Here is a 17,796-nt window from a genome sequence, read left to right as displayed (position 1 = left end):
GACGGGGGAGAGACTATGGAACTATTTGCAGACTATCGACATGAAGGGGAAGAAAAGCCTCCTACAGCAGCAGTCGAGAAGCTGGAAAAGGCGTGGAAAGTATTGCTAGTGGACGATGATGAGCAAATGCACAAAGTCACCAAACTGGCACTGAGCGGCTTTGAGTTTCAACACCGAAAGTTAGAACTGATTTCGGCGCTTTCAGCGGCCGAAGCGAAAGAGCTCTTAGCGCAAACGGATGATATAGCACTCGCATTGGTTGATGTTGTCATGGAAACCGAACATGCCGGGCTAGAGCTCATTAAGTACATTCGTGATGAGCTGAATAATCACTCTATTCGATTGGTATTGAGAACAGGGCAGGCAGGACAAGCCCCTGAAGATGTGATCATCAAAGATTATGAGATTGATGATTACAAAGAAAAGACCGAGTTAACTACCCAAAAGCTGAAAACTTTGTTGTATTCCATGTTGCGTTCCTATCGCGACTTATGCCTGATTGAAGAGCAGAAAAAAGGGCTTAGTCGTGTAATTAGCGCATCGGCTAATGTGCAAAATACCTCCTCATTGCAGGCCTACGCTTCGTCTGTACTCAGTCAGTTAACCTCCTTACTTCAACTTAACGCATCGGCATTTTATTGCATTGTTCAGCCTAGGCCAGAAGGAGAAGAAAGCTGTGCGCTGACACTCGCTGCGACGGGCGGCTACGTTAACTTCTATTCAGAGTGTTCCTTTGATGTCTTACCCGCAAGCGTTTCACAGCGGTGCAAGCAAGCACTAGAAGAGCGTAAAACTCAAAGTTTCGATGATGCGTTTGTACTGTTTATGAATGACGATCGTGGCTTAGATAATCTTCTGTACATCAACTTGAATCGAGAACTCTCCGAACTCGATAAGCAGCTGCTTGAAATCTACATGCAAAATATCGGGCTTACGTTTGAAAACCTTCACTTGCTTGAAGATCTAAAAGAGACCTCGAAAGAACTGGTTCACAATCTGGCGAATGCGGTAGAAGCGCGAAGTAAAGAAACAGGGGCACATGTGGAACGGGTTGCGTTGATTTCTGAGCGGTTGGCTCAGCTCTATGGGCTACCTGAATATGATGTTGAGTTGATCAAATCTGCCTCTCCTTTGCATGATGTGGGCAAAGTTGCCATCCCGGACAGCATTCTACACAAACCGGGTAAATTGGATGCTGATGAATGGGAAGTGATGCAAAAGCATGTGGAATATGGCGTGGACATACTGAGTCGCTCTAATCGTAAACTCATTACCGTCGCCAGAGAAATTGCAGGCTCTCACCATGAGAAATGGGATGGCTCGGGGTATCCAGAGCAGCTATCTGGTAGAGATATTCCGATTAGTGGGCGCATTACCGCTTTGGCCGATGTGTTTGATGCACTTGGCGCGAAGCGCTGCTACAAAGAGCCTTGGCCTGATGACGAAATTATGCAAGAGATTGTCGCGCAGCGTGGCAAACACTTTGAGCCTGAACTGGTGGACCTTATGGTCGACAACTGGGACGACTTCATTGCGATACGTGATTCTCTGCCAGATTGAAACTATCTAGTTCAATCAAGCTGACGGGTTAAATATGATAGTCAGTATCGCCTTGCTCTGCATCGGACAAGGGTAAGTCTTTTGGAATGCGTAAGGTAAAGTGGACGCCTTGATTCAGTTTGGATTCAAACTCCAATTCTCCTTTTAGTTTCTGATTCACAAGATTGTAAACGAGGTTCAAACCGAGCCCTGAACCACCTTTGCCTCGTTTGCTGGTAAAAAAGGGCTCAAATATCTTCTGATGCAAGGCTTTATCTACGCCAGAGCCATTGTCTTGATAGTGGAATATGACCCAGTCATCATCGTCTTCAAACGCAATTGCAATTTCTGGCTGTTCTTGATTTGAAAATGCATGATTGATGCTGTTCATGATGAGGTTTGAGACGATTTGAGTCAGCACGCCGGGTAAGCTATTCATGTGGATGCTACTACTGCCGTCTAGAGCAGGGACTACGGGCACCTTGCGAGTTTCAGGATGAAGTGAGGCGATTAAGGCTTCAAGCACCTGTTTAACATTAAACTGGCTGCGGCTCTCAGAGACTTGGTCGACAGCAGTTTGTTTAAAATCCTTGATGAGCTGGGCTGCACGGCTAAGGTTGCTTTCCAGCATACTTGTACCTTCACTGATTTGTTCCATCAAATCGGAGAATTGGTTGCTCGTTAGTGTTCCATTTTCAAACAATGAGTTCAGTTCTTGGGTAACGTCTTTAATCACAGAGGCAGCTGTCACTGAGATGCCCAAAGGAGTATTGACTTCATGGGCAACTCCCGCAACTAGTCCACCAAGGGCTGCTAATTTTTCAGATTGAATCAACTGGTCTTGCGCAGCCTGAAGTTGCTTCATGCTTTGTTCTAAATCGTGAGTTCGATTAGCGACTGTCTGTTCGAGGTTTCGGTTGAGAAATTCGAGTTCATGCTGGGCATTTTTTAGTGCTGTAATATTTATTGCGCTACCACGATAACCGACAAAGTCCTGTTTCTCGTAGCGCGCTTTAGCCTGAAACATCACGTGGTAGTGTGTGCCTGCCATAGTGAAGCTTTCTTCGCACATCGAGAAGTCTTGTTTCAATGCAAGTTGGACTGGAAGATTATTCAGTTGAGAGAATTCTGGTATGTCTTTGACGTTCGGCTTAGTTTGAGTATCGATACTGAATGCCTCTTGCATGGGGTCTGAGCAATAGATGAGTCGCCCTTGAGCGTCGGTTTCCCAGAGCCAATCAGAGGCAGTATGAGCAAAGTCGGCTAAGCGCTCCTGTTCTTGTTTGATGTTGTCGTAAAGTGTGGTGACGTTTTGAGTGATTTTATTGGTTTCGTCCGCGAGCCAGTTAAGTTCGTCGTCTTGTTCCATTATCCACTTGTTGTATGGCAATTGGAGCGGGCCTTTGGGGTGTCGAGGGTTGAAAAAACGTAAGTACTTGGCAACTTCGAATATGCGTCGATTCACGCTTTGGTGGAATACCATTAAGATCAGATAGCACACCAGCGCGGTTTTTAAAGCGTTCAACAATAAGGTGATGAAAAACTGCTTCAAAAGGTAGCTATAGATAGCTTGGGCGTTGGACTCTACGTAAATTTCCCCAATCTCTTCTGGTTCGCTTGCATCTGTCGCTTGATGAAACAACGGATAGAGGTTTGATACTGCATTGTCTTGAACCTTTTCTCCAGCACTGAATGTGTAACGTCCGGAACGTATTTCTAGGTAGTCGATTTTAGGTAAGTTGACCAAGCCGTCTAAACGTTGTTGGAGAAGAATTAAATCGAAATTCCACAACGATGAAGCCAGTAGGCTGGCATGAACATTCTCGACCTCGTAGTGCCGTTGCTCAACATCATCGAATTCTTGGTTATAGTCCCAGTAGAGTTGCATGAGTGTGGTAACAAGAGTGATGGCTCCGCTGAGTAGAATCATGATCAAAATGATTCTTCGGCCAATTCGGCTGAATAAAGGGTGCTCGACGCCTTCTTCGAACTTGTGATATCTACCCATACCAAGGCCAACCCGTTAAACCATAGGTTTAGTATAGGACTAATATACATACATGCTTAACTTGCGCTGGGCTACACTCAAGGTAGGAGGCGCCTATGAAGGTATTGCTGTTTCTATGTATTTGGAGCGTTAACTCGTTTGCTGCGACGGTTTTGCTGATTGAAAGCTATCACAGTGAGTACGCGTGGGACAAAAGTTACGTTCGAGGCATAGAGAGTCAGTTAACCGACGACATTGAACTAGTGAAGTTTCAGATGGACACCAAGCGGATACCGAAGTCGGAATATCAGCTGTCGGCGAATAGAGCTTACCAAACCTACCAAGACATTGCCCCGCAAGTCGTCATCTTAGGTGACGACAACGCCCTGAGTTATATGCTGCCTAAATTGTACGATGAGCCCATTTCCATCGTGTTTCTAGGCATTAATTCCAATCCAAGAAAATTGCTTGCGAAATATCAAGGGCAAGCCAAAGTCACTGGCATTTTGGAGCAGCCTTTGTTTGTAAAAACTATGGGGGAAATTGAAACTATGCTGCCTGAAGGCAGGAAAAAAATCCGCGTGATGTTCGATTCGGGAGTGACGTCAACCATTGCTCAGCGATACATGGAAGGTCAATATCAAACGCTCAGCCAATCAATCGGAATGGAGGCTGAAATCCTAACGATTGAAACTCAAGCTCAATGGCACGACAAAGTGCTATCCGCAAACCAGGACGGAGTTGGGGCGATTGTCATCGGGTTGTACCATACGATCGTAGATCGTAACGGCGACAATGTGACGGCCGACACGATAGTCAGTTGGACCAACAAACATTCTCAAGTTCCTTTATTTGGTTTTTGGGATTTCTCTGTTGGGAAAGGCAAAGCAGCGGGTGGAGTGGTGCTGTTTGGGGAAAGTCAGGGAGAGTCGGCTGGGAAAGCGGTGACGGCGATCGTAGCCGGTAAATCGGCGAGTGAAATCCCAATCCGTGTTGGTCAAAAAGGCCAAGCTATTTATCACCCGCAGGAAATGGCCCGCTGGGGCTTAACTCCGCCGGACAGTTGGCAAGCAATAGAATAAAGGTTGCGGAGTTACTGACGCGACTTTCGTTTCACTTCATACATGCTTTCATCGGATTCGGCTATCAGCTGGTCTAGAGTGATATTGCTAAAGCAATCATTAATGGTTTGGCCAATACTTAAGCTGGTAAGGGAAAGGTGGTCTACGCCTTGAGTTTGATGGGCATAGAAGTCGGTAATTCGTTGAGCCAGCAAGCCCAGCTCTCGTCGATTGCTAAGCAGAGACAGAACAACAAACTCATCGCCTCCCAAACGGGCGACTACATCGTTGTCACGACACTCTTTTTGCAGAACATCAGCCAGTGTTTTTAGGCATTCGTCGCCAGCTTGGTGGCCGTATTGATCGTTGACCATTTTCATTCGGTTAACGTCGATGTAGAGCATCCCCATTGCTTGCTGGTATCGGGGAGCATCTTTGATTTTTTGTTCGCCGAGTAGCTTGAAGCCACGGCGATTTAGCAATTCTGTCAGTTCATCAACTAGAGCTAAGCTTCGAATCTCGTCGAGATTACACAAATGCTTAAGATCAGCCGCGACTAAACGACACATCTGATTGAGCAGCCGGTGAAGTTTTTCATCGTAGTCAGTCACATGTTTATCAATCATGCAAATGGTGCCGAATACGTCACCGTTCGGCCAAAAAATGGGTAATCCACAGTAAGAACGAACCGACTCCTGCACAACGACAGGCGCGTTTTTCCAAACATCGTCGACCAATGCATTTTCCACGTAGAGCCCTTGTTTTGTCTCTACGGCATGTTTACAAAAGCTCTGTACTTCTCTGGGCCAAGCATCACCTTGCTTTAAAAAGTTATCTTTGTTGCCGCTGGTGACAAGGACGCGAAATTCATCTTGGTTGAGCTGGACGATGGTGCCACTGTCTGAGCCAAAAAGTTCCGCAACTAAATCGACTAACTCTTGCCACTTGCTAATATCGAAATGGCCTTCACTTATCATCGATAAGCATTGCTGAGAATCCTTCATATCCGCGCACCTAGCTTGCCAGTCATCCTTTAAGTTTAATAAAAATTTGCTCACTTACCTGAGAAGTTCGAAGCGAAGTGAAAATTTATGCTATTGTTTTAGCTTTTAATTTACTCAAGAAAATCTCATATGGAATTGAAAGCCTTTATCGAAAAGCTCAACGCAGCGCCGGAAACAGTGCAATTTGAAGACTCAATGGCAGTGATTGAGCAAAATTTTGAATTCACACCAACTCGCTTTGAAAACGGTGAGACGGTGAACGAAGCGAACCAGAACAATGGTTCATGCAAGATTTTCGCATTTGCAGAATTACAAGGCCTATCGGAGCAACAAGCATTAGCGTGTTTTGGTCATTTTTATCGCGAAGATGTGTTACAGCATCCAGATAACACAGACCACCAAAACATCCGCAACTTCATGAAAACCGGCTGGGGTGGAGTGAAGTTTGATTCAGCGGCATTAGCCCCGAAATACTAAACTCAATGTACGAACAAGGGAGGCAACAGCCTCCCTTGTTGTTTGTATGATGATGGTCCGGCGTTAAGCGGCGAGTGGCATCTCATTTGATGGGTCTTGTTTGCCATTAACTAAACGTAGCCCAATCATGGCTAAAATAGACATGATTAACATCAGCCCACCCAATGGCATTTGGTTGCTCGCTGGGATAAGCGATGCTCCTAGGGTCGCGAAACCCGCTCCTAAATTCTGCATTCCACCTAAAATAGCACCACCAGTACCTGCATGATAAGGGAAAGGCTGAAGTGCGCCTGTAGTCGCAGCAGGGAACAGAATGCCTGCGCCAAGAAAATAGATTGTTGCCCCACCAATGAGAGTAATTGCGGTGGTCATGCCCATTAAGCCTGGAATTAACACAACCAAAGATCCAAGGATGATCGCCGCTAAACCAACATTTAGTGCGGCCTTTTCACTGCGTTTTTGCGCAATGATGCTCGATAAACCTGCACCAATGAGGTAACCCGGGATTGGTAGTACAAACAGCAGGCTGACCGTTGTTGCTGGTAGTTGTAATACACCTCCCAGTAACACACCGGCTGCGGCTTCGAATACTGCAACGCCAGAGAACGTGGCCACCAAACAGATCAAATACCCTTGAAAGCGTTTGTCAGACAATACGTACTTGTAGCTGACGGTTACTCGTTCGTACTTACGCGATGCTTTCGGCAAGGTTTCCATCATGCTGGTCATCATAGTGATCACAACAGCGATACCAAATAGAGCCAAAAACATATAGCTTGAGCGCCAGCCTAAAGTTTCGGTTAGGTAACCCCCGAGCACAGGTGCTATCAGTGGTGAGAAGATCACACACATGCTGATCAAGCTGTTGGCGCGGTGAAGTTCAGCACCGTTGAAGCAGTCACGCGTTAGGGTACGTGACATCGCACCGCCACTGCCAATGCCCAAACCTTGGATAAAGCTGCCAACAAGGAACCATTGGTATTCGTGAGCAAATAGGGCAACCAAAGTGCCAACAATGTAAATCGCAAGCCCCGCAACAATGATCGGTTTACGACCGAGTCTGTCCGACAGTGGGCCGTAAATAAACTGCGAAAAACCATAGGGGATTAAGTAGCACGCCATCACGGCTTGCAAAGAAGCGGGTGAGACTGAAAACTCGCCAGCCATATGACCAATAGATGGTACGTACATGGTTTGGGTCATTTGGCCAACCGCAGTCAAAATTGCGATCAAGAATGTCAGTTTCACTAAAGGAAACGATGCAGACATGATAAATCTCCATCAAGAAGGCGAACGAAACCATTAGCTGGGCTATCGACCAGCTAATAACGAATATTTAAAGGGGAAATCCTAGGCGCGAGATATTATTGCTGCTCGGGATGATTAGCAATCAAAAAGTGTGATCTCACGCAAGATAAAAATCTATGATTTGAATTAGAAAAACTAATCCACAATGAAGGGCGATTTGAATTGAAGAATTAAGCGATAGGCAGGGCGTTTAAACACTTGCGGCAAATACATTGGTCGCTGTTTACGAGCGAAGAGGTATCACGTTGCTCGACGTTGAAACACCAGCAGGTAGACTTACCCGCACTAATGTCACACCAAGCGGGTTCGCCACAACTTTGACAGAGGTGAGTTTGCTTCTGTTTAGTGAGTTCTGCCATTACTTCGTCGCGTTCTTGTTCAGTTACGTGCTGCCATTGAACGATCTCATCGATAGTGCGATGACACCCCTGGCAAATACCACCATTATTTTTGCATGCTGCGATACATGGAGTTTTCAAACCGAGCCCTAATACTTCTTCAATTTTGCGTCACTATACCTTATCTCAACACGTTTAGATAAAGCGATTGTATTTGAAAAAGGGAATGATTATCATTTAATGAAAATGATAATTACTCTCATGTGTAAAATTAATGATCACTTTACTTGTGGCGCTGCTGTTTATGATGGGGCTGGGCGCAAAGCTCTCAATCCCGATTACCTTGCTTATTCCTCTTCTGACTTTAGTGACTTTTGCCCACTTAGCACTAGGCTTGAACGTGCTGCCTGTCCTGGCTTTCGTATTTGTTGCTGCGCCAGTATTGATCCGCCTTAAACGCTCCTCCCATCTTCACGCATATTTCGCTGCCAGTGTTGTATTGCCAACTCTAATTGGGCTGATATACATCTGAAAGCTTGGCTTGGTTGCACAAAATGGCTTTGGATATAGTTTTTGCCGCTGAGTTAAGGTAGGATCGCCGCCCTTTTTTACGTGCAGATAGCGGGTGGTGCAGGTGTATATAGGTTTTGACTATGGTACAGCAAATTGTTCAGTAGCTGTGATGGAGCAAGGCTCCCCACGATTGTTACCACTTGAGAACACGAGCTTTTATATTCCATCGACGCTCTGCGCGCCGACAAGAGAGTCGGTATCTGAATATCTATACCGACATTTAGATATCTCGCCATCCGACAAGATTGGTGAACAAGTGCTTCGTAGTGCGATTCGATTTAATCGTGACGAAGGAATAGAACTTGAGCCTGATGACCTAGCGTTTGGTAAAGCTGCCCTTGATCTCTACTTAGAAGATCCGCGCGATGTGTATTACGTAAAATCACCAAAGTCTTTTTTAGGTGCCTCTGGCTTACATGAGGTTCAAGTTAGCTTCTTTGAAGACCTTGTATGCGCGATGATGGCTAACATTAAGTCGAACGCTCAAGCGAGTTTGAATGTAGACGTCACCGATACCGTTATTGGTCGCCCGATTAACTTCCATGGTCGAGGTGGTGACGTCGCCAACCAACAGGCTGAAAGCATTCTTCGCAAGGCTGCGTCACGAGCTGGATTTAAGAACATTGAATTTCAATTTGAGCCAGTAGCTGCCGGGCTTGAGTACGAAGCGACACTCGATAAAGACCAAACCGTGCTGGTGGTCGATATTGGTGGTGGTACCACCGACTGCTCGTTAATTCAAATGGGACCAAGCTGGAAAGGACAAAGTGACCGCAGTGCAAGTTTACTTGCCCATAGTGGCCAGCGGGTTGGCGGAAATGACCTAGACATCTACTTGGCGTTCAAGCAGATGATGACGCCATTTGGCATGGGTAGTCAAATGAATGCTGGGATAGAGATGCCGCTTACTCAGTTTTGGAACCCAATCGCAATCAACAATGTTGAGGCGCAGCGTGCCTTCTACTCAAGACAAAACTTGGCAGAGCTAAAACTGCTGCAAAAAGAAGCGCAGCACCCTGAGCGATTGGCTCGTCTCATTGAGGTATTCCATGAAACGTTGGGCTACAGCATTATCCGTCAGGCTGAAGAGGCGAAGATTGCGCTTTCTGACGTTGTGTCTCATACCGCCAACATTCGTCTGTTACAAGAAACGCTTCAGATCGATATTGAACGACAGCAAATGATCGAGGCCATTGAATCGCCGAAAAGTAAGATGTCGGAGTTGGTTAAAGAAGCGGTAGAGCAAGGTGGAACGAAGCCAGATGCCATCTTCATGACGGGAGGTTCTGCTCGTTCACCCATTTTGCGCCATGCCGTAGAGCAGCAATTACCGAACATCCCTGTCGTGAGTGGAAACTACTTTGGATCAGTTACCGCTGGGTTAGCTCGTTGGGCTGAGATTTGCTTTAAGTAGCGAGTGCAGGATTAGCACGCTTACGTTCAAAATTAAAAAGCTCAGCTTGGCCGCTGAGCTTTTTGCTATTTATGCGTTGGGGGGCGATAGGAGAGAGACGCATCGCTTCTCATAAATACATTGCTGGCGATAAGGCTGCCTACACAGACGGTGACCAACGCTATGGTTGTAAAGTAACTTGGGACTTCACCAAAAACTGGAATCGCAAGTAAAGTCGCAATGGCTGGCGTCGCACTACCAAAGGCTGCAGAGCGTTCAGCACCGAGTATGGAAATGGCATGTAGATACGTGAATGATGCTACTAGGCCTGCGCCAATACCTTGAAGCATCACATGACCAAATAACTCATTCCATGGCCAAGAAGAAACAGTAGTCGTAGCTAAATGACTGTCCAACGTGCCGGTAGCGATCAGTAATATCAGGGCTGCTGAGGAAATGAGTGAAATGAAGCCTGCGCTGACTAAAGGTGAGAGGTTTGCGACCCTAGCGCAAATGGTAAACACCGCCCACATTAAACTGCCCAGTAAGAACAGCAAATGCCCCGTGATAGGGGAGTTGCTTCCAGAGGTCGCCTCTGCGCTGCTAAGACTAGACACAAAGAACATACCGATCCCTGCTATCACCAGTGATAGCCCAACGATACGGTGACTACTTAATGGTTGCGCGAAGAAAAACACCGCCAGCCCTGAAACAAACAAAGGCAGTGTGCCTGGTATTAACGCGCTGCCATCAGCGACGGGAGCGTATTGCATAGCGGTTGCAGCGACAAGCAAATAAGGTAATCCGCAGCCAATTAACATTCCTGCCAAGTAACGTTTTGGGACAGCAAAGATGCTTGTTCGAGCTCTGTACGCGAAAGGCAGTAACACTAACGCAGGCAACAGAAAACGAGTCAGTGCGATGTCGGCAGGGGTTAAGTCTGAAATCGCGCCGCCACGCAGCGATAGAAAAAAGCCCGACCAAAGTAACAAAGTCGCGATAATCGCGAGGTAGCCTGAAAACATTCCGTGTCCTTTGTAGTGTGTTAATTATTTGTGAACAACACAGTAATTATGGAGGTTGCTAGACGCATTTATCTGGCAAGTTTCACTTTGATTGGCTAATAATGCGCATGTATAAACTAATAAAAGTGAATTTGTTGGTGGTTTTCAGCTTTAAGAGGCGCAGTGAACAAGATGGATAGAATTGATAGACACATACTAGAGCTGATTCAAAAGCAGGGTAGACTGCCAACCGCAGAACTGGCTGACCGAGTAGGATTATCCGCATCGCCTTGTGCCAGACGGTTAAAACGTTTGGAAGAAGAGGGGTTTATAACCGGCTATAGCGCGAACTTAGACAAATCTAAGGTAGGAGTAGGGATGACGGTGTTTGTCGAAGTTAGCCTCAACAACCATCAAGCAAATTCCATTGATAACTTCGAAAGGGAAGTGAATGACCTTGATGAAGTCACCCGTTGCCATGTAGTGTCTGGGGCGTATGACTACTTGCTAGAAGTCGTGAGTAAAGACCTTACGGGTTACGAAGCCTTTATTCGAAAGCTTCAGTGCTTAGAAACCGTTAAAGACATCCACACGCACTTGGCTATTCGCCAAGTTAAAACCGGTATTACCCCGATATTGAACTGATGGCTTGTACGTTGGGGTCAATAGCGTTGTGAATCGTCACGGTATCTCGACCAGCAAGCTTGGATTCATACAATGCAAGGTCTGCTTTTTTAAACCAGGCTTCTACACTGTCATCGGGCATGCACTTAGCTAAGCCAATACTTAAGGTCACTGTGGCGTCTTGAGGGTATTGATGCTGCTTAACCTTCCGCGACAAGTAATGAAGTTTTTTCTGTACATCCAGCTCAGTGGTGTTTCTACATAGCAGCAAAAACTCATCACCTCCTAAGCGAAATAGCGTATCTGTGTCTTCGGTGTTGTGAGTGATGGTTTGAACCACTGCGCTGATCACTTCATCCCCAACGTCATGTCCATGTTGGTCATTGATCTGTTTAAAGAAGTCGATATCAATAATGGCGATACAGGCTTGCTTGCTTGGCTTAGAGGCGAGCCTAGCACTCTCTAACAGAGTATCGAGTTGGTGACGATTCAACGCTCCTGTGAGTGGATCTCGTGTAGACAAATATCGCAGCTCACTTTGCAGTAGCCTTATGCCACGAACAAGAATATGCGCCACAACCGCCGTAATGAACATTGCAGTGACAAACCTGCCAATAACACTGACCTCTAGATTAGGTATTGCGGCCGCTGAGCTACCCAAAATGATCGCAGTGTTCACCACCAAAGCTTGGGTTTGAGGCAGTAAAAACACTACCGATAGAATAATGGGAAACACCCAGTAGGTTGCGAGCGCCCCAAAAATGTAGATCGCTAAAATCAGCGACATAATGAGCAAAGTAACCGGAATAAGGTGACCAAGAGAAAACGTTTTGCGTGTTGTATTGGCATACACTTCAAACAGCAAACTGATTTCAAACAGCAGCAACACTGTACCGAGCGCATTCTCATTGATGAGGAAGTTTTTGATACTTAAGGGGATAAAAACGAGAAAGCTAATGACACTTAAGAATTTGAGCACCGTGTAGTGCTGGCTAAGATCCAGTATTCCGTTGCTGACTTCACTAAAGGATTTTGGCTTCATATCCATAAACGACCTCTAAGCTCGCTAGCCAACGCATACAGATTTTTCTTATAGTCTAAAAACCATACTCCTATAGGTGGTATTGCGCAAAGTTTATGTGTGAAAAGTGTGGGCTGGTAATTATGTGCTAGAAGCTATGGTAACGGCGTTCATCTAGGGGCTTGTTTTATGTGCATGATAAATAAGAAAGCCTAGCGATGACGCTAGGCTTTTTGTACTGGTTACCTCCGAACGTTGGAAGTTTGTCCCGCGGGGACACGAACCGTCACGTAGCTGACACTTTGGCCATTGACTTGTTTCTGCTTGGCAGTGACCCTCTGACCATCGACGATTAAAGCTGAGTAATCTCCATAGAACCAAGCGTCCCATTCGATTGAAAGGGAAGAGTGGTTAGTGAGAGTCGACTGGGTCAATCCATCATGTCGAATAGCCACTTCTTGCTGGCCAATAAATAGCTGCTCAACTTCCAACCAGTCGATATCAGAGGTGAGGTGTGATGCAGTTGTGACACGGTGGTTAGCCGCGTCGGGTTTAATTCCCATTAAGCCTTCGATGGTATTGGAGATAAACGTAAAGGAAATTTCAGGGTAATCGCCGTTGGTACCTTGTGTCGGACGCTCATGTGGTTCGTCTTTTACGTCCATAATGTATTGCATCCATTTCCATGCTTCTTCATTACGGTTGTATGGAAAGTAAGTTTCAGGAATATAGGTGTATGCTTCGATGTTGCTTGGCGCTTCTGGAGTAGAGCCGATGCCATCACCTAGATTGTCAGCAATGAAATCTAGGTATCTATCGTTACGAACGCCGGGCTCCGTGATGAGCTTCATTGGCATAAACCAGCTGTTCTCTTTGCCGAAATCGTTGAGACGTAACCCATCTTTTTGAACGATGTTAACGTAGTTATCAAGTGGCTGTGCTGGGTCAGCGATGCTCCATTCTTCGTTGAAGAACGCTTTGAGCCTTGCGGCTTTTTCTCGCCAAATTGCCGCTTCGCCGTGTTCGCCTCTCGCTTCTAGCATTCCGGTATAAGCAACGGTAGCTTGGTAATGTGAGCCAATGCCATCTCCCGCTTCAATCGGGAATTCGCCTCGTTCATTATACGTTGCGGAACCTTCAAAGATGCCACCATACCCTTCAGCGATGCCATTTGGGTCTTGGTCGTCATGCAATTCGATATAGTCTGTTAGGACCTTGGTGTAAAAGCGCCACAAGTCTTCATCTTCGATGTAGCGGCTGTCGCCAGTCCATTGATACTGTTCCCATGCTTTTTCGACAAACTCGAACTGCGCAGGCACTTCACGCACAAACCAAGAATCATCGGTATAGTCGATAGTATGTGGGGTACCGTCGAAGTTAACCGCCCAAATGGTGTACCACTTTCTGGATTCGGTAGAGTGTCTGGCAAAGGTTTTGAACATCGAGAAGTTTTCAAGATCGAGCCCTGCGATCTTCGCGCCACTGGCTTGGTGTAAAAAGTCGCGCGAGTAAAAGGCCGTCCGATCGAAATAGCCAGCCCAGTAAGACGGAATGTAATCAGCCGTCCCACTGCCATCGTTGTTGTTTTCATCTCGGTTTACTAAATCGTGCTGTCCCGTCATTACGAAACGGCGAGTTTTGTCGATGGCCCAAGCGAAAGAGTCTTGTAGCTTCTGGTTTGAAGATGTTACGACAACCTGCTTTTTTTTCTCGATGGCTTTGATCGTCCATTGAGCTTCTTTACCTTTCTCATCAAACACTATAACAGTGACGGGCTGAGTGAGATCAAGAATGTCTCCATTTGCAATGGTTGAAGTGCTGGTACTTGAGATCTGAATGTTATCGACTGTGATAGCAGACAAGTCGGTTCCGTAAGGAACATGAAATTCGATTGTACGGTTGTTCTTGTTGAGATTTGTCACACCAGTCTGCTGCTCAGCAGTGAACTGAATGATTTGATTGAACTTAAGGTGGCGATGGTCACTTCGCGTTTTCACTAGTGCTACTTTGTCGACACTCACACCGCCTTGGTCGGAGCCTGAAAACCACACCTTCAATTGTTCGCCTTGCTCAAGCGCCACGCGTTTGAACTTGTGTTTTTTGTAGCGTTTATCTTGGTTATTACGCTTAACGTTTTCACTCAACAGTATTTCGTCGGCAAGGTTAGCAAAGCCATAGATAGCGTCGTTATCTGGACTCATTATGTGGGCAGACAAGTCATAGTAACCAGTCTCAGGTACGGTAATGATCTGGCTGATGTGATGGTTTACACCTTGTGCAACACGGCCACGAAACTCACCTTCGTATGCGTGATCATCTTTAATGTTGGCAAACCAGTAACTCCAACCTAAGCCTTGATCTTCAAAGCTAGGGTTGACCAGAATATTGTCGTTTTGGTGCGCGTAGGCAGCGCTTGATATTGTCAGTGCGACAGCCATAGCAGAGGCAAGTGTTGTGTGTTTCATCGTCGTCTCTCTATTAGTATTAGAGTTTTATAGTTGTGTTGAGAAACCATGAGAGCAATGACTCTCATGGCTGAATTTAATTCAAATTGGGTTGGTAGGATTAGTTCGCGCGTGCAGGCTCAGCGGACATTGGAGCGCTGTCTGGCTGAGCATCTACGTGGTCGTATTTAGCAGTGAGATGGTCTTGAATACTTTGTTGGTAGGCGCCGTTAAGTTTGTAAAATCGAAAGTACACCACTAAAGCAATAGCAAAGAAAAAGGCAGGTAAGCCGACCATGATGCATTGCATCCCAAACACCGTCTCTGCGCTTTGTTCTACGTTCGGTACGTAATCGACGGCGGTAAGCGCAATACCGATAAAGAATGCCGCAAATGCAGAGCCGGCTTTTACCACTAAGGTTTGTACAGAGTAGGCGATACTTTCACAGCGTGTGCCTAGCTTGTATTCCCCGTAGTCCACGGTATCCGCAACCATAATGACATTTAACACCCAGAACAGAGCCGTACCGATTTGCAGGAGGACACCGGCAGCTGAGATGAGCAAAATGCTTTGTTTATCGTATAACCCAACGTATATGAGGACTGCGCTGCCTAAGATTGGGAAGCTCGATGCGCAGGCCCACAGAGTGCGACGCGAAAACATCTGCGCAAGCTTAGGAAACAGTACCAGAGTAATGAGGTTGGCAACGCCAGCGTAAGCCATGTAGTAAGGGAAGAGGTCTTCATTACCGACGACATAAGTAAAGTAGTAAACGGCAAACGCGGTAATGATGTTGGTTGCTAAGTTGTACGAGAGTGCCATGCACAGCACGCTAGTGAGTTGGTCATTTTTGTAGATAAGAGAGAGCAGTTTTTTTAGTGATACTTTTTCTTCTGGTTGCGCCGAGTCTCTAGTGTCGGTTGAATAGCGCTCATTAACATTCTTTAGAGTGATAAATGTTGAAATTAAGAAGCACACAATCAGCAGCGCAGAGAAAACTTGAAATCCGAAACCTTTGTCATCGCCGCCTACAAAGTTAATAAACGGCATCGCAATAGCAGCGGTAACAATCCAAGCAAGGCTGGCAAAGAATCTAGGGTAAGGGACTAGCTCTTCACGTTCGCGTTTATCCAGCGTTAACGTTGGTACCAGTGACCAAAAAGGAATGTCCATCAGGGTGTAGGTCATACCCCAAAGAATGTAAGTGACAAACGCATAAGCAATGAGCCAAGGGCCATCGATGTGGTGCGCGCTAAACAGCATAAGAAGCACAACGGAGTTGGCAATGGTACCGATAAGAATCCAAGGTTTAAATTTGCCCCAACGACTGCGAGTATTGTTGACTATCCAGCCCATGATGGGGTCATTGACGGCGTCCCAAATTCGAGCAACGAGGAAGATCGTTCCTACCGCTGCCGCCGAAATACCGACGACGTCGGTGTAGTAGAACATCAAATACATGTAAACAATCGTGATGGCGAAATCCTTGCCAAACGCACCAAAGCCATAAGATAGCTTGGTATTCATAGAGATACTCATTGTTACTCCTTACGCCCCCTGTTTAGGGGGCGCTATGTAGGTCACGTTATAGTGGTTGTTTTTGTCGTTATTTTTTCTAATTACTTTTGATGTACCCAAGCCGGTAGCCAACCCTCATGCGCTTCGATAAGGTCATCCACCAAGGCATAAATTTCATCGAGCCCTAGAACGGCGGCAGTATGTGGATCGAGTAGGGCTGCGTGATAAATTCGCTCTCGATTCTCCGTTAAAATCGCTTCGGTTAATAAAGTTTGAACATTGATATTGGTCTGCATTAGGGCGGCAAGGTGGCTTGGTAGAGTGCCGGCTTTGATTGGCTGAACACCATTAGCGTCGACCAAGCAAGCGACCTCAACGCAGCACCCATGTGGTAGGTTATCGATGAGGGATTCATTCTTGACGTTGCCGTAGATAACGCTTGGCGTGCCAGTCCATATGGAGTTCATAATGGTACTTGCGTACTCATGCGATTCTTCCACAGTAATTTGCTCAGCGTTTTTAAACTCTTCTAAATCCTTTTTCCAGTCTGCAATCTGCTCAACACAACGCTTAGGGTATTCGTCGAGTGGAACCTTGTAGCGTTCAATCAAATCAGGGCGATTTGGTTTGATAAAGTAAGGGGTGTACTCAGCGAAATGCTCAGAAGATTCTGTCACGAAATAGCCTAGCTTTTTGAACATCTCATAACGCACTAAGTTGGTACAACGGCCACTATGGTGCAAGCCGGGTTTTGGAGCCTTACCACTTTCAAATGCTCCTAGAAGATCAGGATAGATATCGACGTATTCACCGTGCTCATTTTTCTTCTCTAGCGTTAAGTAGTAAGCCATGTGGTTGATGCCCGCACAGGTATAGCGTAAATCTGAGTAGTTCAGATCTAAGTCGCGTGCGAGTTCTTCTGCGGTGCCTTGTACCGAATGGCATAAACCTACTTGTTTGATATGAGGGAACTTTTCGTACATTGCCCAAGTATTCATTGCCATAGGGTTCACGTAGTTAAGCATGGTCGCATTCGGGCAGACTTCTGTCATATCCTCGCAAACTTTCCATAGGCGCGGGATAGTTCTCAAAGAACGCATGATGCCTCCAGGACCTAAGGTATCGGCAATGGTTTGTTCTAACCCATGACGTTTACACACCTCAAAATCGGTAACAGTGCAAGGTTCATAGCCACCAATTTGGAAAGCAATAACAACAAAATCCGCTCCTTGTAGGGCTTCCTTCTGATTGGTATGGCAGGAAATAGTGCCGGTCGCCCCTGATGATTCCATGAGTTTTCGAACTACGATGTGAGACTCTTCTAATCGAAGGTCATCGATGTCCATTAATGCGATATGAGCATTTTTCAGATCTGGTTTGTGGAATACGTCCCCAAGAATGTTTTTGACGAAAATCGTTGAGCCGGCACCAATGAAAGTGATTTTTGGGCTGTTCATGTTAGGAGTCCTTCTGTTTTGTGCTTGTTGCAATGCAATCAAATTAC

At 46.1% G+C, this 17,796-nt stretch carries 15 protein-coding genes; 6 read left to right on the top strand and 9 right to left on the bottom strand.

Features of this window, described 5'->3' with window-relative positions; all coding sequences use genetic code 11:
• Positions 1-15: 15 nt before the first annotated feature.
• Positions 16-1,560 carry a DUF3369 domain-containing protein gene (locus tag J4N42_RS19350; RefSeq protein ID WP_252031175.1) on the top strand — a complete coding sequence of 515 codons (1,545 nt, stop codon included), beginning with the start codon at positions 16-18 and terminating at the stop codon, positions 1,558-1,560.
• 28 nt (positions 1,561-1,588) lie between these two features.
• Here the strand turns inward: J4N42_RS19350 and J4N42_RS19345 are convergent, their stop codons facing one another.
• The gene (locus J4N42_RS19345; RefSeq protein ID WP_252031172.1) at positions 1,589-3,547 is read right to left on the bottom strand and encodes a PAS domain-containing sensor histidine kinase; all 1,959 of its coding nucleotides are present in this window, start codon (positions 3,545-3,547) and stop codon (positions 1,589-1,591) included.
• 95 nt (positions 3,548-3,642) lie between these two features.
• On the opposite strand from J4N42_RS19345, the gene J4N42_RS19340 reads away from it, so the two are divergent.
• Complete coding sequence (locus J4N42_RS19340; protein ID WP_252031169.1) at positions 3,643-4,608, top strand: ABC transporter substrate-binding protein; 966 nt, start codon at positions 3,643-3,645, stop codon at positions 4,606-4,608.
• 11 nt (positions 4,609-4,619) lie between these two features.
• Here J4N42_RS19340 and J4N42_RS19335 read toward each other — a convergent pair whose 3' ends face one another.
• The gene (locus J4N42_RS19335) at positions 4,620-5,591 is read right to left on the bottom strand and encodes a sensor domain-containing diguanylate cyclase (RefSeq protein WP_252031166.1); all 972 of its coding nucleotides are present in this window, start codon (positions 5,589-5,591) and stop codon (positions 4,620-4,622) included.
• A 129-nt stretch (positions 5,592-5,720) separates the two neighbouring features.
• Here J4N42_RS19335 and J4N42_RS19330 point away from each other — a divergent pair, with 129 nt between their 5' ends.
• On the top strand, positions 5,721-6,068 hold the full coding sequence (locus J4N42_RS19330; RefSeq protein WP_252031164.1) for a HopJ type III effector protein: 348 nt from the start codon (positions 5,721-5,723) through the stop codon (positions 6,066-6,068).
• 63 nt (positions 6,069-6,131) lie between these two features.
• Here the strand turns inward: J4N42_RS19330 and emrD are convergent, their stop codons facing one another.
• Positions 6,132-7,337 (bottom strand): multidrug efflux MFS transporter EmrD, encoded by a 1,206-nt coding sequence (emrD, locus tag J4N42_RS19325; protein WP_252031161.1) that lies wholly within the window; start codon positions 7,335-7,337, stop codon positions 6,132-6,134.
• A gap of 209 nt (positions 7,338-7,546) precedes the next feature.
• Complete coding sequence (locus J4N42_RS19320) at positions 7,547-7,855, bottom strand: DUF1289 domain-containing protein (protein WP_252031158.1); 309 nt, start codon at positions 7,853-7,855, stop codon at positions 7,547-7,549.
• 133 nt (positions 7,856-7,988) lie between these two features.
• Between J4N42_RS19320 and J4N42_RS19315 the strand changes: the two genes are divergently transcribed.
• Complete coding sequence (locus J4N42_RS19315) at positions 7,989-8,246, top strand: hypothetical protein (protein WP_252031155.1); 258 nt, start codon at positions 7,989-7,991, stop codon at positions 8,244-8,246.
• 102 nt (positions 8,247-8,348) lie between these two features.
• Positions 8,349-9,701 (top strand): molecular chaperone, encoded by a 1,353-nt coding sequence (yegD, locus tag J4N42_RS19310; RefSeq protein WP_252031152.1) that lies wholly within the window; start codon positions 8,349-8,351, stop codon positions 9,699-9,701.
• Between the two features lie 65 nt (positions 9,702-9,766).
• On the opposite strand, the gene J4N42_RS19305 is transcribed toward yegD, so the two are convergent.
• Positions 9,767-10,705, bottom strand: a complete 939-nt coding sequence (locus tag J4N42_RS19305) for a DMT family transporter (RefSeq protein ID WP_252031149.1) — start codon at positions 10,703-10,705, stop codon at positions 9,767-9,769.
• A 171-nt stretch (positions 10,706-10,876) separates the two neighbouring features.
• On the opposite strand from J4N42_RS19305, the gene J4N42_RS19300 reads away from it, so the two are divergent.
• Positions 10,877-11,329, top strand: coding sequence for an Lrp/AsnC family transcriptional regulator (locus tag J4N42_RS19300; protein WP_252034102.1), 453 nt, complete (start codon positions 10,877-10,879; stop codon positions 11,327-11,329).
• On the opposite strand, the gene J4N42_RS19295 is transcribed toward J4N42_RS19300, so the two are convergent.
• The 4 genes from J4N42_RS19295 to J4N42_RS19280 all read right to left on the bottom strand — a co-directional run bounded on the left by J4N42_RS19295 (position 11,310) and on the right by J4N42_RS19280 (position 17,749).
• Entirely contained in the window at positions 11,310-12,356 is a 1,047-nt protein-coding gene (locus tag J4N42_RS19295) for a GGDEF domain-containing protein (protein WP_252031146.1), read from the bottom strand. The genes J4N42_RS19300 and J4N42_RS19295 overlap by 20 nt on opposite strands.
• 215 nt (positions 12,357-12,571) lie before the next feature.
• A complete protein-coding gene (locus J4N42_RS19290; protein ID WP_252031143.1) occupies positions 12,572-14,794 on the bottom strand; it encodes an SGBP N-terminal domain-containing protein in 2,223 nt (740 codons plus the stop codon).
• A gap of 100 nt (positions 14,795-14,894) precedes the next feature.
• Positions 14,895-16,313, bottom strand: coding sequence for a melibiose:sodium transporter MelB (melB, locus tag J4N42_RS19285; protein WP_252031140.1), 1,419 nt, complete (start codon positions 16,311-16,313; stop codon positions 14,895-14,897).
• A gap of 80 nt (positions 16,314-16,393) precedes the next feature.
• A complete protein-coding gene (locus J4N42_RS19280; protein ID WP_252031137.1) occupies positions 16,394-17,749 on the bottom strand; it encodes an alpha-glucosidase/alpha-galactosidase in 1,356 nt (451 codons plus the stop codon).
• Between the last annotated feature and the right edge of the window lie 47 nt (positions 17,750-17,796).

This window comes from Vibrio sp. SCSIO 43135, from assembly GCF_023716665.1.
GTDB classification, from domain to species: Bacteria; Pseudomonadota; Gammaproteobacteria; order Enterobacterales; family Vibrionaceae; genus Vibrio; species Vibrio paucivorans.
The sequence above is the reverse complement of the archived record's forward strand: the minus strand, read 5'-3'. Positions and strand labels throughout refer to the sequence as shown.

Coding starts and splice junctions, on each gene's coding strand:
- J4N42_RS19350 (WP_252031175.1), top strand. CDS start 16: ATGGAACTATTTGCAGACTATCGACATGAAGGGGAAGAAAAGCCTCCT.
- J4N42_RS19345 (WP_252031172.1), bottom strand. CDS start 3,547: ATGGGTAGATATCACAAGTTCGAAGAAGGCGTCGAGCACCCTTTATTC.
- J4N42_RS19340 (WP_252031169.1), top strand. CDS start 3,643: ATGAAGGTATTGCTGTTTCTATGTATTTGGAGCGTTAACTCGTTTGCT.
- J4N42_RS19335 (WP_252031166.1), bottom strand. CDS start 5,591: ATGAAGGATTCTCAGCAATGCTTATCGATGATAAGTGAAGGCCATTTC.
- J4N42_RS19330 (WP_252031164.1), top strand. CDS start 5,721: ATGGAATTGAAAGCCTTTATCGAAAAGCTCAACGCAGCGCCGGAAACA.
- emrD (WP_252031161.1), bottom strand. CDS start 7,337: ATGTCTGCATCGTTTCCTTTAGTGAAACTGACATTCTTGATCGCAATT.
- J4N42_RS19315 (WP_252031155.1), top strand. CDS start 7,989: ATGATCACTTTACTTGTGGCGCTGCTGTTTATGATGGGGCTGGGCGCA.
- J4N42_RS19305 (WP_252031149.1), bottom strand. CDS start 10,705: ATGTTTTCAGGCTACCTCGCGATTATCGCGACTTTGTTACTTTGGTCG.
- J4N42_RS19300 (WP_252034102.1), top strand. CDS start 10,877: ATGGATAGAATTGATAGACACATACTAGAGCTGATTCAAAAGCAGGGT.
- J4N42_RS19295 (WP_252031146.1), bottom strand. CDS start 12,356: ATGGATATGAAGCCAAAATCCTTTAGTGAAGTCAGCAACGGAATACTG.
- J4N42_RS19290 (WP_252031143.1), bottom strand. CDS start 14,794: ATGAAACACACAACACTTGCCTCTGCTATGGCTGTCGCACTGACAATA.
- melB (WP_252031140.1), bottom strand. CDS start 16,313: ATGAGTATCTCTATGAATACCAAGCTATCTTATGGCTTTGGTGCGTTT.
- J4N42_RS19280 (WP_252031137.1), bottom strand. CDS start 17,749: ATGAACAGCCCAAAAATCACTTTCATTGGTGCCGGCTCAACGATTTTC.